The following is a 13,839-nucleotide window of genomic DNA, read 5'->3' as shown; positions in this document are numbered from 1 at the left end:
CTTCCTTGGATGAGTGCATGGCACTATTAAATGGGTTGTTCGGTGGGTGCTAGCACTCCTTTAGCATCCTTAAGTCCCGCTTCTAACGCGAATTCTGGCGTATCGAATTCACCCTTTAACTCACCATAGAGCGAAGCACTATAAGCCAATCGATAGGCGAACTTCTGGGGATTGTTTGATGAGCGCCACACTTCGACATAATGAAACCCTTTTAAAGGTTTGCTGAGCCAGAACTTTTGTTGAAGAATTGGAGCCAAAACTTGTTTGGCTTGCCATCGGTAATTACAACTGTCGCAGGAAATATCTAAGCTATGCGGATGAAGGCGATAAATGTTAGGTGAACCACAGTTTAGGCAGTTGTTATTCATGGTTAAAACCAATTCTATGACTCGGATTAAAATTTATTTTCAGGTTCTAAAGGTGGCTGAATTTCTGGCAACAAATTGAGCTGTTTTGGTTCAATATTTGTTGCAGCACCGGTATTGGGTAGTTCGACATCCACAATAGCTTGAGATGCTTCTATAGCCGATTCAATTGTTTGGGTATACACCGATGCAGCAAGGTCAAACAATCCTGATTTATCAATGCTTTCCACCCAATTACCGATACCCAACAAGCATTGACTCCACAAATCAAACTGTTCCCACTGAGCGTTCAGAGTTTCTGCATCCAACATCGACCAAGCTGCGATTGCCTGCTTCCACTTATCGATATCCTGGGGAATCCGTATCTCAAACTTTGCCCTCAATTCCTTAAGCCGTTCTTTTACTTGGGGTGTTAGTGCAGCAAAGATTTCAGGGCGTTGGTGATTCGGTACGCCCAATCCCTTCACCGCTTCGTAGGTGGTGTCATATCGGTTGGCTAGTTCGGACAACTGGGATACCCATTCACCGATATCGAGCAAGCGAGTGGGAGGAGTGGGGTATATCTGGGCACAGAGCAACTCCTCACCTATTTTCTGAGGCAAGGTGTCTCGTTGATGCGGAACATCTTCCACCCTTTCCTCGGTTGAGGAAGTACCCCAATCGCTATCCAAACCCCCTGGAGTTAACGCGATGTTGTTGCTTAGCGATGCAGGCGGTGCGGTGTCACATCCCGTTATGCCCCCATCGCTTGGTTGACTCAAATCAGGGATAGCGTTGCCCATCTTTTGTTGTTCGTTCCATTCTTCAAAAGCCAGCAAACCGCCTTCTGAGCAGCGGAATTTGGCACACCGCCATTCGGGTTCGGGGTGTTGGTTTGGTTTACCCTGGTAGCCGTTAGAAGCATCATCAGCGAGGGAAACATCGACCATGACACCGGGTAATAGGGTGATGTGTGTCCAGTGAGCGGGTTGCAACTCGCCATCTTTGCGCTGTCGGGCTACGTGGTGTTGGGGGATTACTGTTTTTAAGTGAGCGATGAACTTGCTCATGCCCCGGTTGTCCGAGTAGCCGTGCGCTTTGCAGTAAGCGATAAACCAACTGTGCAGTTCGTGGTTCTGGATTTGGGAAACACTTTCAGTAGGTCGGAAGCACAAATCGATGAAGCTGCGTACTGGGTCGCCGTAGGTAGCGGCATCAAGTTTGGCAAGGCGGATGCGACTGTTCTTGGAAGGTTGCAGCAATACGGCATCGCGTTCGCTTTTGGGCATTGCCAACGCCCAGGATACGATATCCGCCTTCACTGCCGAAAGTTTGTGGCGCAGGTAGGGGTCTTCCAATCCTTCCCGCCCCTTCGACAGCAATGGCAAACAACGTCTATCCCAACCATCACCCGCGTTTTCTATTTGCAGGTGGTCAACGGAAGCTGCAACAAAGCGGCAGTTCCACTCTTTGGTGTACCCGCAGGATGAATAAAGGCTGCGACCCGAAAGTTTACCGTTATCCACCAATTCATAAAACGGTCGAATCCCGGTGATGTAGCCCCCGGTGTCAGGAATGGTGTACAGAGATTTACCCGTGAGGTGTTGGTGCCGCGCTTCTGGATTGCTCAACTCTACAAAGTCGCCCGAATGGGAATCCTCCAACCCAAAGATTTCGCCCCAGAGTCTGAGTAACGTTCCCTTACCCGAACCCGAAGGTCCGATGATGTGAATAAACTTGCCGTAGGGTGCGGTAGGGTCAATCAGCATCGAAGTGTAGGCTCTCACCGCATCCAGTTGGTCTTCACCAAAAGCAGAAGTGATGAAATCCAGGAAAACTTGGGGGCAAGGGCGATTGGGAACGTAATCCGATTCAATGGCAGAAGTGAGGTAGCGAGTGGGGTCGTGGGGCAGGAGTTCCCCCGTTCTCATATCCACGGTGCCGTTCTGAAAAGCTCTAAAGTGCCTGTGTTGTGGAGGTTCTATGTACAGGCGCTTCATGGCGTACTTGAATGCGGAGTTGGTGCAGCTTTCACTAGAAAAGGGAAACGTTTCCTCCCATTCCCACTTGTTTATTTGCCTGAGTTTGAATACCTTTTCGCTGACTGCTGCAATCGCGTGTTCGCACCGTTTTTCATCCTGTCGCTGCCACCACCCCGCCCCGGTGTATTGATACATGGCGTTATTAATCGCTTTGTAATGCGTTCCGAATACCTTCCTTACCGTAAAGTCATCAAAGGTGCGCCCCCTGGTGTAGTAATTAAAGTCCAGACCCAACTTGTCGCATAGGTTTCGATAAAACGCATCCCGCTTGCGGTCTGGACACTTAGTAACTTGCTCTGAATGGTCTTGATTGCCCGCATCCAATTCTTTACCGAATTCCACTAACCAGGGTGGCGGTGAACTACCCAACGCTTCACCAACAGTCGGCCAATAGAATATGCTCAGCGCTGCTGCATCCTTGATATGGGTTGCCCACTTAGTCGCTTCTAGGAGCACTGCTTGCTTGTCCGCATCGGTGTCACCCCCAGAGCTAGCTGCTATTTGTCGGGCTTTCCACCTCAACCCGTGAGTCGCTTGTTCTAAGTTGGTATGTGACCGCCAAGCATCGATGCCATTGCGGATGATGAACTTATCGGGGTCGCCATCTCCATCTTCACCCACAGGCAATCGGGGAGCTACGTAAGGAACGATGCCCGCCAACATCAAAGATTTGATGCAGCTTTCAATCCCCTTATCTCCGGCGCTATCCGGGTCGAGGCAAATCACCGCTCTCTCGATACCCGAACGCCGTAGTGATTGCACCTGCTCTCCCGACAAACTAGCAGCTACACAAGCCACAGCTCTGGTATCTCCCAATGCTTGAGCCACCGCTGCATCGGTAACGCCCTCGACCACCACCACTTCTTTGTGACCCGCAGCGATTGCCCTATCAAAGTAAAGCGGTGATTCCTTGGTTGCCAACCACGCGCCCTCCTCATCCTTGGGATTCCAGCAAGCGTACTTCTTAGGCACGGTCGGTTCCAGCCAAGGTTGCTCTAGTTTCTGAGCTTCCGAGAGTTTCCCCCAAGCCCGGTAAGCTGCATCCCTCTCGCCCTTCCATCCCCGATGATGCTTTTTGAGAGGCAAAGGTTTTGTAGGACAGTGACCGTACACCGTAAGCGGTTGACCCCATGCCGTGTGCCAGGGAAAAGTAACGTATCCTTCCCACTTGCGGGTCAACACGCCCGCCTCTTCCGCAATCTCTAAGCTGTGGTTCTGCTCCTTGAGCGCTGCTGCAACTTCATCCTTGCTGTGGTAATAGCCCAATCCCAACTGAGCGATCGCTTCTCGACTCATGCCCCTTTCGGCAATCAGATGGTTGAGGGCGCTGGTTCCTTCTTCACTCCACAGCCAATCCCGACACTGAGCGTACACCGCAGCCAATATCCCCCGGCGCGCTTCCCACTTCAAAGCTACTTCGATTTCCCTGGGAGTATGTTCGCGTTCGGGTAGCGTGACTCCCACCCTTGATGCTGCATCCCGCAAAGCTTCCACCCAATCAATGCCCTTGGGATGTTCCCAGCGATTCACCTTAATACTGTGGACATAAGCGATGGGGTCGCCGGCAAACTCGCATCCCGCATCGTAAAAGCGTAAAGTATCGGGCCACACCGCAAACGAAGTTCCTGATTTACTTTTTCTGAAAGGGCTGCCTCCCCGCCACTTCTGGGTACTGCGCTGGAATTGATGCGCTGGATGGTCGTACACCAAGTCAGCCGTGAGTCGGGGCAGCACCTCCTGCTCCCAAAACCTCAATAAGCTGACATTTTTAGCTGGGGTGTTGCTATTTTCTGAAATATCTGTCATGATAGAACTCCAATATTTAAATTGAATTGACCCGGCGCATTAGTGTGCAACGGGTTGTTTTTTTGTTTGTTGGCAGGTGTGCTAACTTTGAATTACCCTATAGGTAGAAAGTCTTAGCAATTCCGTTTAGTTATTCTACCGTTGGTAAACAATATTGTTAATCATTCTTGATAAATCTTTACTATGGCTGAACCCCAAACGCCCCTATTGAAATGGCTCTGCGACGAACAGGCCGACATACACGGAAAAGACCTAGCGGATTTATCGAGCATTTCGCCCCAGACTTGGAGTAGGGTGCGGCAGGGGAAGCAGGATTTATCGAGCGATTTACTGTGGCGGTGCATTCAGGCGATTGCTCAGTTGCGCCCACGCAGCGAGTGTGCGGAGGTGGTTCGCATCGTTAGCCCTCAAAAGAATGTTTTTGAGAAGAAGAAAAGGGAAAGAGAAGAACATCCGCTGTTGAGGATAGAACGCGCCTTATCCGAACTCAAAGACGAGACTGAAGAAAACCAAGCGATGTTGTTGATGATGAGGCGTTTGAGGGAATCGCAGAACAAGGCTGCGTCATAAATTGTTAGTCGAATCAACTTTTGCAAGAGCTTCTATTTTAAAATGGTGCAAAACAGTAAAGCTAAAGCGCTCAATGAATTTGAGTTGGTAGTGTATTCCAGCCTGGTTGAGAGCGAGTTGAGTCAATATCTTCCCGAAACTATGAAACTAATGACTTTTAGCATCGGCATCGACCCGGTGAATTTACTCGTACTCCAAGCTCGTTTGGCAGCGGTGGAAATGGAGAAAGTGGCGTAGCATTAGTTGATTAAATTAAATATTTGATAACCCTGTGAACCAACTCGAACTTTTCCCTGAATTTAAACCAAACTTTGTAGCTCGACAGACTCCACTAACGATGAATTCTGATGCCCTGCATTCTTGGAAACAGCGCATCTTTGAACACCAACAATCTGCTGCCTCCGAACAACCGCAACAGGGAACGCTGTTCGAGCTAACACCCAATCCCTGTGACCCCAACAATATAGACCCGTTTACCTTGGAATTGCACAACCTTTCATTCTGCGATAAACCGGATTGGGGCGACCGTACTTGTCTCTACTTCGTTATCGATAACGCGCTCCCATTGTTGTTGTACGTAGGAGAAACGCACCGCACTCCCAAACAGCGCTGGGCGAACCACTACTGCCACAGCTACATTGGCAACTACATCGAACTACACCGACGTTATTCCCTGGATGTGAGTGTAGCTATAGCATTTTGGTACGGCGCACCGAGCAATCGCCAACAGCGGCTGCAACTGGAATTGGAGCTTATTTATAAGTGGAAATCACCTTTTAACAAAGAATGCTGGCAATATTGGGGACAGCGGTAGTGCCCTGAAGGAAAGGAGCGAGTAAGTTACTATTAGAGAGAAGTGTTTACCATAGTGTGATATGACAGTAGAGATTCCTCATTGTCCTAATTGTGGCTCAAAAGAAGTTAGTCGGAACGGTAGAACTCGGCATGGCAAACAAAATTTTAAATGTCGAGAATGTGGTCGTCAATTTGTTTTAAATCCTGCCTGGAAGCCGATTACAGAAGAACAAAAAGAGTTAATGTCACGGATGCTACTTGAACGTATTTCTCAGGCAGGGATTGCTCGGGTACTTCAAGTGTCAGAAGATACAGTGCAGCGATACGTTAAGTAGCTCAACAAAATTAATTACACAAAACAACTAATATGATATACTAAAAATATCGAATCGTATTCAAGGAAATTTTATATGTTTTTACTTCGAGACATCAATCCACTTTCGTTGAAATTGCTAAATCGAATTTATCGCGAAAGCAGACATCATCAAGTGCGCCAAAGAGCACAGTTTTTAATTTTGGTTTCACAAGACTTCAAAAATAAAAAACTGCTGAAAATATTTAAAATTAGTTATAAGACCATGTATAATTGGTTGAATCGATGGGAGAATGAGGGAATGCTCGGATTATACAATAAACCAGGTAGAGGCAGAAAAAAAACCTTTAATTCGGCAGAATCTGATCAAATTAAAGATTGGGTAAAATTGCAACCAAAACAATTAAAGCAAGTAGTACAAAAAATCAAAAAAGAATGGTCTATTAATACAAGTACGGAAACAATTAAGAGAATAATCAAAAAAAAATATGAGTTGGCATAGGATGCGTCGAGGTGTTGGGGGAAAGCCAGACCCCATAGAATACAAGGAAAAAAAACAAAAATTGTCAGAATTAAAACAACTAGAAGATGAGGAAAAAATTGATTTATACTATTTGGATTAATCCGGATTTTGTGGCATCCCTTGTGTCCCTTATGGATGGCAAGATATTGGTGAATATTTGTCAATTGATAGTCGTAGAACTAAGCGTTTAAATGTTTTAGGAATCATGAATCGGCAAAATATTCTTCATGCTTATGTTTCAGAGCAGACAATTAATTCTGATGTCATTATAGCCTGCAAGTGATACTTTCTTTGCTGTGGTAAAGCGGCCAACATTTATTGTAGTAGATCAAGCTTCTATTCATACTAGCAATGCCATTTTAGATAAAATTGAAGAATGGAAAGAACGTGGCTTAACTATATTTGAATTGCCGACTTATTCACCTGAATTGAATTTAATTGAGATTTTGTGGCGGTTTATAAAATATGAATGGCTCGAAATAGATGCCTACTCTAGCTGGCAATCTCTTGTTTCATCTGTCGAAATAATTCTTAAAAGTTTTGGAGATAATTATGTAATTGATTTTGATTAACTACTTAATAGCCAAGCGGCTGCTGTTAAGAAGCAAGTGGAGGTGACTCCCAAAGAAAAAAAGCGCTTGAATGTTCAGATGGATGAGTTATGGTCATTTGTTGATAGTAAAGGAAATCAGCAGTGGGTCTGGCTGGCATTGGATGCCCAGACTAGGGAAATTGTTGGTGTACATATTGGAGATCGTAGCGCAGTATCGGCTCAATCTTTATGGAATTCAATGCCACCAGTGTACCGTCAGTCGGCAGTAATTTATACCGACCATTGGAGTGCTTATGATTCTGTATTGCCAAGCATTCGTCATCATAGCGTAGATAAAGATAGTGGTTTTACTAGCTATATCGAGCGCTTCAACTGTACTATTCGACAACGAGTGTCTCGACTGGTAAGAAAGAGCTTAGCCTTCTCTAAAAAATTAGAAAATCATATTGCTGCAATTTGGCGCTTTGTACATCATTACAATGCTAATTTACAACTCTAAATGTCTACTTTTCTTTGAATTCAGTTTTATTCTGTCGCTCCTTTCCTTCAGGGGACTACCGGGGACAGCCTTTTGGTAAGTGAAACTGCTGCAATTTGGTATTTTAAACCACATTCCGGTTCTTCCTTACTTGGTATGCTAAACAGACCTGTCCGCTAGCCTAAAAGCTTCGCTAGGTAATAAGTGTAGTCATTATTTTTAGCGTTTGAGGCTAAGAATACGGGCGATCTACGGTTAGAACCCTTATTGTACAGCAAGCGTTATGATGCTTAATTACAAGTTAAGCATCATATGTAATGAAGAGCCAAATAAATGAACACCGATTCTGAAAAGAAAGATATTGTTTTAATCGTAGATGACAACTCTAATAACTTAGGGGTACTTTATAATTTGTTGGATGATGCCTCCTTTGAGGTTTGGGTGGCACAAGATGGAGAAAGTGCTATTGAAAAGGTGGGCTATGCACTCCCTAATTTAATTTTGTTGGATATAATGATGCCGGGGATAGATGGGTTTGAAACTTGCGATCGCCTGAAAGCAAATCCTTTAACTGCTGACATCCCCGTGATTTTTATGAGCGCTCTGTCTGACACCGTTGATAAGGTTAAAGGTCTGTCTTTAGGGGCAGTGGATTATATAACTAAACCCTTTCAGCAAGAAGAAGTTTTAGCTCGCGTTAAACTGCATCTAAAATTGCATTTTTTGACTCAGAAAATTGAAAAACAAAATCAGGAACTAGAGCAGCGCGTACAAGAACGAACGGCTGAATTATCCCAGGCTTTACATAACTTACAACAAACTCAAGTTCAATTAGTGCAAACTGAAAAAATGTCCAGTTTGGGCCAGTTAGTGGCTGGGGTGGCTCACGAAATTAACAATCCCGTCAGTTTTATTTTCGGCAATCTCAACCACGCTTCTGACTATATCAGAGACCTACTCAGCCACTTAGAAGCCTATCAGCAACATTATCCTAATCCAGTACCTCAGATTACCGCTCATGCTGAAGAAATTGAGCTAGATTACCTGCTAGAAGACCTGCCAAATATGATTACTTCTATGAAGGTAGGAGCTGATAGAATTAGCAATATTAGTGTATCTTTGCAAAATTTTTCCCGAACGGATACGTCTACTAAGGTAGCAGTAAATATTCACGAAGGGCTAGAGAGTGCCCTGTTAATTTTGCGGTACAGGCTGAAAGCTTGCGGCAATAGTAAGGCTATTGAGATAGTTAAAGAATATGGCAAATTGCCGCTAGTTGAATGCTATCCCGGACAAATTAATCAAGTCTTTATGAATTTAATTGCCAATGCAATTGATGCCTTTGAGGAGAAAACAGGGGAGGCGGTACGAAATCCTACCATTTCAATTCGCACAGAATTAGTCAACGACAATTTTATCCGAATCCGAATTGCTGATAATGGCCCTGGGATACCAGAGTCGGTGCTGTCTAAGTTATTTGAAGCTTTTTTTACCACAAAACCAACTGGGAAGGGGACGGGGTTGGGATTGAGTATTAGTTATCAGATTGTGGTGGAGAAACACGGGGGTCAACTGAGTTGCTCTTCAGTACCCGGTCAGGGGACAGAGTTCTCTGTCGAAATACCGATAAAGCAGTCATAGATTGTAAGAAATATTCATTCAATCTTGTGAATTAATGTTGTGTGAGATACGTTACCGATAGGGTGTTGGGAGTTATAATAAGGTACTTGCTGGGTTAAGAATTCTATTATGCGCCCAACTGCCGATCGCTCCCGAAAATTTCCCCTGCGTGGAGTCCTGGTCATCCCTTTTGTCCTACAAATCTTCGCGGCTGTTGGGCTTGTGGGGTGGCTTTCCCTACGCAACGGACAGAAAGCTGTTAACGAGGTGGCCGCAGAGTTACGGAGTGAAATTAGCGATCGCATCTCCGAACGCCTTCAAGCTTATGTAGCTACTGCCCACTTGGTTAATCAAGTCAATGCTAATGCTATTAACTCAGGTCAAGTAGACGTAGAAAATGCTCGCAGTCTGGAACTCCACCTATGGAATCAACTTCAAGCCTTTACCACAGTTTCTTTTAATTTTTACAGCAGCGCTTCAGGCAAAGATTTTTTCCTAGCTAAACGTATAGATAACGGTGAGTTTCAGGTGGGGAGCATGAATAGCTTAACTGCCGGAAAGTTGTATAACTATTTGACAAATAAAGAAGGAAATAGAGGCGAGTTACTGCGAGTTACTACCAACTACAATCCGCGATCGCGGCCTTGGTATACGGCTGCTACGAACGCAGGCAAACCGATTTGGAGTGAAATTTACGCTGATTTTAGAAGTAAAGAACTGGGGATCACAGCCGCGCAGCCTTTATACGACAAGTCTGGCAATCTTCAAGGCGTACTTGGCACTTACATCCTCTTCCTTCCTTTTAATAAATATCTCAGCCGCTTGAAAATCGGTCAGTCGGGACAAGCATTCATTATGGATCGGGAGCAAATGCTGGTGAGTACCTCAACCCTCGATCCCGTATTTGTGATTAAGGGTGAAGAAACAGAGCGAATTAAAGCCTCATTAAGCAATAATTTCTTAATTAAACTAACAGCAAAGAAGTTACAAGAACGCTTCGGCAACCTGCACCAAATTAACAGCAGCCAACAACTTGATTTTGAGAGGGACGGGAGGCGAGAATTTATTCAAGTAACTCCTCTGCGCGACGATCGAGGTTTGGACTGGCTAATTGTAGTCGCCATCCCCGAAGCCGACTTTATGGATAAAATTAATGCCAACACCCACACTACCATTTTGCTGTGTCTTTTAGCGTTAGGATTAGCTATCACTCTCGGAATTTTCACTTCTGGCTGGATAGCCAACCCGATTCTGCGTTTGAGGGATGCAAGTAGAGCGATCGCGAGCGGCGATTTAGAACAAAAAGTTGAGGTGAATGATATCGAAGAACTGGGCTTGCTGGCCAATTCGTTTAACGAAATGGCTCGTCAGTTGCGTGAGTCTTTTACCGCCTTAGAAAAAACTAATAGTGAGTTAGAAATCCGCGTCGAGGAACGCACAGCAGAATTAAAAGAAGCTAAAGAAACTGCGGAAGTAGCCAACAAAGCCAAGAGCGAATTTTTGGCGAATATGAGCCACGAGTTGCGAACGCCGCTCAACGGTATTTTGGGGTACGCTCAAATTTTGATGCGATCGCCCATCTTTCCAAAAACAGAACTCAAATCTATTAACATCATTTACCAATGCGGCTCTCACTTATTAACGCTGATTAATGATATTTTAGACTTATCGAAAATAGAAGCTAGAAAAATGGAACTGCATCCCACAGAATTTCATTTTCCTTTGTTTCTTCAAGCAGTCAGCGAAATCTGTAGCTTAAAAGCTCAAGAAAAAAGCGTCTCTTTTATTTGCCAATTTTCCCCATCACTCCCAAACAGCATTCACGCGGACGAAAAACGATTGCGGCAAGTGTTGATTAACCTTTTGGGCAACGCAATTAAGTTTACGGATGCTGGCAGCGTAACGTTTAAAGTCGCGGTAGTTGAGTCAGTAGCGCTTCAATCTGAATCGACTGGACTAAGTGCGATCGACAAAATTCGGTTTCAAATTGAAGATACAGGCGTGGGAATGAGTGCTGAACAAATTCAAAAGATATTTCAACCCTTCGAGCAAGTAGGCGACACGGGGCGCATGGCAGAAGGAACGGGATTGGGATTGGCAATTAGCTTCAAAATTGTCCAAATTATGGGCAGTAGCATTAAAGTCACCAGCAAGCCACAGGCAGGGAGTCAATTCTGGTTTGATTTGGATTTGCCTTCTAGCGCCGAATGGAAGACTGCACTTGTCGTTAAATCAAAAGGAACAATTGTGGGCTATCAAGGCAGCAAGCGGAAAATTCTGGTGGTTGATGACAGGTGGGAAAATCGCTCTGTGATTGTTAATTTGCTCTCACCTATGGGTTTTGAAGTTTTTGAAGCTGCCAATGGACTTGAGGGGTTAGAGAAAGCTCGTTCGTTAATTCCCGATGCGATTATCACCGATTTGGTAATGCCAGTAATGGATGGATTTGAGTTGATGCGCCATCTCCATCAATTGCCAGAATTGAAAGATATGGTAATAATTGTCTCCTCAGCTTCAGTGTTTGAAACTGACCAGCACAATAGTTTAGATGCTGGGGCGGATGCTTTTCTTCCCAAACCTGTAGAAGCTTCTGATTTATTTAGATTGTTGCACAGACATTTAGGGCTATCTTGGCTCTACGAACAGTTAGTTGAAGTCTTTCCTCCCCCTGCCAAAAGTATTAAACGAGATAGCGCCTTATCGTCGGCTGCGGCTATAGTTCCTCCACCCCCAGAAGAAATTGATATTTTCTATGATTTAATTATGAAAGGCAATTTGAAAGCGATTATCAAACAAGCCGAACATTTAAAAAATTTGGATGCCAATTTTATTCCTTTTGCTGAGCAGTTGTGTGAATTTGCTCAAAAGTTTCAAGAAAAACAGCTAAAGTCTTTTATTAGTCAATACAAGCAAAAGGATTAATTACCGCTGTTTAAAAACACGGTCAGGCAAGCAGGCGCAACGATTCCTCCCAGAGGCGATCGGCGTTGTCCGAGTTGAGAGCATAGGGTGCAACGCCACTGTAGTCTTCGGTTCGCCGAGGCACGATCGCGGCTTCGTTACAATCCTCGAAGTAGCGACCGCCAATGCCCTTCAGCAAGGGGGAGGTTGCCAGCAAAACTGAGGTGGCAGCACCCTGTTCCGGTGTTTTCTGCCGCTCTGGTGGTGTCTGAATCCCACCCACATGGCGCTGAAGGTTGGTCGCGATCGCCCCCGGCATCAAAGCATTAGCCGTAATGCCATCCTTCAACCAGCGTGAGGCTGCACCAACCGCGAAAAGGACAATGGCAGTCTTGGACTGTCCGTATGCCAACCACGGATCGTAACGGCGAAAGGCGAAGTGGATATCATCGAAGACCACTGGCGAGAGCAGGTGTCCGCTAGAACTGACGGAGACGATACGTGCCGCACCAGCCGCTGCCAGTGCATGATGGAGTCCGAGTGTCAGAGCAAAGTGCCCAAGATGATTGGTAGCAAACTGCATCTCCCAGCCTTCGGACGTGTATTGTTCAGGCAATGCCATTACACCAGCATTATTGACAAGGATATGTAATGGTTCATTCCACGCATCGACAAATGTAGCGATCGAAGCTCGATCAGTCAGATCCAGCAAGGCAACGTGAATGTTTCCATTACCCGTAGTAGTAGTGATGTCAGCCGCTGTCTTTTGACCAGCATTGATGTCACGCACAGCCAGGGTCACTTCAGCACCTGTACGAGCGAGTGCCCGTGCTGTCTCGATGCCGATGCCCGATGCTGCTCCAGTGACGATCGCCCGCTTGCCAGAAAGATCGATTCCCTTTACCACCTCGGCAGCGGTGGAATGTTGCCCGAATGGTGTTTTAATCAGTGACATATATGCTCCTTTAAGAATGTCGAGTGATGCCCTTATCAGAAACCTGTGCGATCCAGGAAAGGCGAGAACGCTGGCGATGACCAGCTCAGCGGGAGGCTGCCCTCTACCCGACAGCCGCGATCGAGGTGGAAGCGAAACAATCGCTCTGCTCCCTCGTAGTCATTGATTTGGGCACCTTCCCAAATCACTTCGGCTGTGCCTGTGAGATAGAGCAGGTTGCCCAGATCGAAATCCACAAATAGCAGTCCTGCATTGGGATTCAACTCTAGGTTGCCAAAGGTATTAAACTGACAATTGCCAGAGAAGTCAGGAACGAGCAGCGTACAGTCATCATCCAGCCGCACAAAGCCTGGTTTGCCACCGCGATGAGAAACATCTACCCCGCTAGCAATGCCTGCCGATGTATTTTGATAAGCGGTTGCAATGAAGAAGGTATCAGCCCCAGCAATCGTGGCACGTTCTTGGGCTCCAAGCATTTGGAATTGATGGATCGATTGCGGTGTTGCTGAATCTGGGTCAATTAGCTCAAACATCCGAGCTTGAATATATTTAGGACAGTTGCCAAAGCTTTGTCCCACTTGCACTTCAAAGCGATCCGAGTCTATTGCTGTGACAGTACCATTCACACGATTGCGACGACGGGTATGGAACTCAATTCCCAGCAAGCCGATATCGATGCGCTCGGCAAGAGTATTTGTGAAAGGATCGCCAAATAGGGGTTTAGCTGCAATCTGTAAGGTACGATCGTCGGGCGTTGATACAAAGCCCGGTTTCCCTACCAGAATTGAAGCCCAGGGGCTGCCTGTCACATCCACCGTACCCACAATTATGTAAGAAAGTTGGGAGAAGAACTGGCGAAACTGATCGGTATGCCTCTAATCATTAATTTATTGGACAAGACTGGACAATGCGTACATGGTGAGCCATAATACTAATATG

General features: G+C 45.7%; 10 protein-coding genes and 2 pseudogenes. 8 read left to right on the top strand and 4 right to left on the bottom strand.

From position 1 onward, the window contains the following. Positions 1–26: 26 nt before the first annotated feature. Together QUB13_RS08270 and QUB13_RS08265 are read right to left on the bottom strand one after the other, a co-directional pair. Positions 27–368: a hypothetical protein gene (locus QUB13_RS08270; protein ID WP_333380013.1), complete on the bottom strand. Its 342-nt coding sequence runs from the start codon at positions 366–368 to the stop codon at positions 27–29. Positions 369–394: 26 nt separating this feature from the next. Beyond that, a complete protein-coding gene (locus tag QUB13_RS08265; protein WP_333380012.1) occupies positions 395–4,192 on the bottom strand; it encodes a toprim domain-containing protein in 3,798 nt (1,265 codons plus the stop codon). A gap of 183 nt (positions 4,193–4,375) precedes the next feature. On the opposite strand from QUB13_RS08265, the gene QUB13_RS08260 reads away from it, so the two are divergent. The 8 genes and pseudogenes from QUB13_RS08260 to QUB13_RS08230 all read left to right on the top strand — a co-directional run bounded on the left by QUB13_RS08260 (position 4,376) and on the right by QUB13_RS08230 (position 11,966). Then, a complete protein-coding gene (locus QUB13_RS08260; protein WP_333380011.1) occupies positions 4,376–4,762 on the top strand; it encodes a hypothetical protein in 387 nt (128 codons plus the stop codon). Positions 4,763–4,804: 42 nt separating this feature from the next. Next, a complete protein-coding gene (locus QUB13_RS08255; protein ID WP_333380010.1) occupies positions 4,805–4,999 on the top strand; it encodes a hypothetical protein in 195 nt (64 codons plus the stop codon). Between the two features lie 100 nt (positions 5,000–5,099). Beyond that, entirely contained in the window at positions 5,100–5,576 is a 477-nt protein-coding gene (locus tag QUB13_RS08250) for a GIY-YIG nuclease family protein (protein WP_333380009.1), read from the top strand. A 61-nt stretch (positions 5,577–5,637) separates the two neighbouring features. Next, on the top strand, positions 5,638–5,892 hold the full coding sequence (locus QUB13_RS30415; RefSeq protein ID WP_442922147.1) for an IS1/IS1595 family N-terminal zinc-binding domain-containing protein: 255 nt from the start codon (positions 5,638–5,640) through the stop codon (positions 5,890–5,892). A gap of 75 nt (positions 5,893–5,967) precedes the next feature. Next, positions 5,968–6,965 (top strand): annotated as a pseudogene (locus QUB13_RS08245) (IS630 family transposase). Between the two features lie 36 nt (positions 6,966–7,001). Beyond that, positions 7,002–7,445 (top strand): annotated as a pseudogene (locus tag QUB13_RS08240) (IS1 family transposase); the annotation flags it as partial. A 312-nt stretch (positions 7,446–7,757) separates the two neighbouring features. After that, entirely contained in the window at positions 7,758–9,065 is a 1,308-nt protein-coding gene (locus QUB13_RS08235; RefSeq protein WP_333380008.1) for a sensor histidine kinase, read from the top strand. Between the two features lie 108 nt (positions 9,066–9,173). Then, positions 9,174–11,966, top strand: a complete 2,793-nt coding sequence (locus tag QUB13_RS08230) for a hybrid sensor histidine kinase/response regulator (RefSeq protein ID WP_333380007.1) — start codon at positions 9,174–9,176, stop codon at positions 11,964–11,966. Between the two features lie 22 nt (positions 11,967–11,988). Here the strand turns inward: QUB13_RS08230 and QUB13_RS08225 are convergent, their stop codons facing one another. Both QUB13_RS08225 and QUB13_RS30410 read right to left on the bottom strand, forming a co-directional pair. Then, positions 11,989–12,900 (bottom strand): SDR family NAD(P)-dependent oxidoreductase, encoded by a 912-nt coding sequence (locus QUB13_RS08225; RefSeq protein ID WP_172191183.1) that lies wholly within the window; start codon positions 12,898–12,900, stop codon positions 11,989–11,991. 35 nt (positions 12,901–12,935) lie between these two features. Then, positions 12,936–13,709 carry a hypothetical protein gene (locus tag QUB13_RS30410; RefSeq protein WP_442922146.1) on the bottom strand — a complete coding sequence of 258 codons (774 nt, stop codon included), beginning with the start codon at positions 13,707–13,709 and terminating at the stop codon, positions 12,936–12,938. Positions 13,710–13,839: the final 130 nt, after the last annotated feature.

The organism is Microcoleus sp. B4-D4, assembly GCF_036705185.1.
Lineage (GTDB): Bacteria > Cyanobacteriota > Cyanobacteriia > Cyanobacteriales > Microcoleaceae > Microcoleus.
Note: the sequence above shows the minus strand (reverse complement) of the source record. Positions and strands in the feature narration are given on the sequence as shown.

What these genes read in the sequence shown, in the direction of transcription:
- QUB13_RS30415 (WP_442922147.1), top strand. Translation starts at nt 5,638, where the DNA reads ATGACAGTAGAGATTCCTCATTGTCCTAATTGTGGCTCAAAAGAAGTT.
- QUB13_RS08230 (WP_333380007.1), top strand. Translation starts at nt 9,174, where the DNA reads ATGCGCCCAACTGCCGATCGCTCCCGAAAATTTCCCCTGCGTGGAGTC.
- QUB13_RS08270 (WP_333380013.1), bottom strand. Translation starts at nt 368, where the DNA reads ATGAATAACAACTGCCTAAACTGTGGTTCACCTAACATTTATCGCCTT.
- QUB13_RS08225 (WP_172191183.1), bottom strand. Translation starts at nt 12,900, where the DNA reads ATGTCACTGATTAAAACACCATTCGGGCAACATTCCACCGCTGCCGAG.
- QUB13_RS08265 (WP_333380012.1), bottom strand. Translation starts at nt 4,192, where the DNA reads ATGACAGATATTTCAGAAAATAGCAACACCCCAGCTAAAAATGTCAGC.
- QUB13_RS08260 (WP_333380011.1), top strand. Translation starts at nt 4,376, where the DNA reads ATGGCTGAACCCCAAACGCCCCTATTGAAATGGCTCTGCGACGAACAG.
- QUB13_RS08255 (WP_333380010.1), top strand. Translation starts at nt 4,805, where the DNA reads ATGGTGCAAAACAGTAAAGCTAAAGCGCTCAATGAATTTGAGTTGGTA.
- QUB13_RS08250 (WP_333380009.1), top strand. Translation starts at nt 5,100, where the DNA reads ATGAATTCTGATGCCCTGCATTCTTGGAAACAGCGCATCTTTGAACAC.
- QUB13_RS08235 (WP_333380008.1), top strand. Translation starts at nt 7,758, where the DNA reads ATGAACACCGATTCTGAAAAGAAAGATATTGTTTTAATCGTAGATGAC.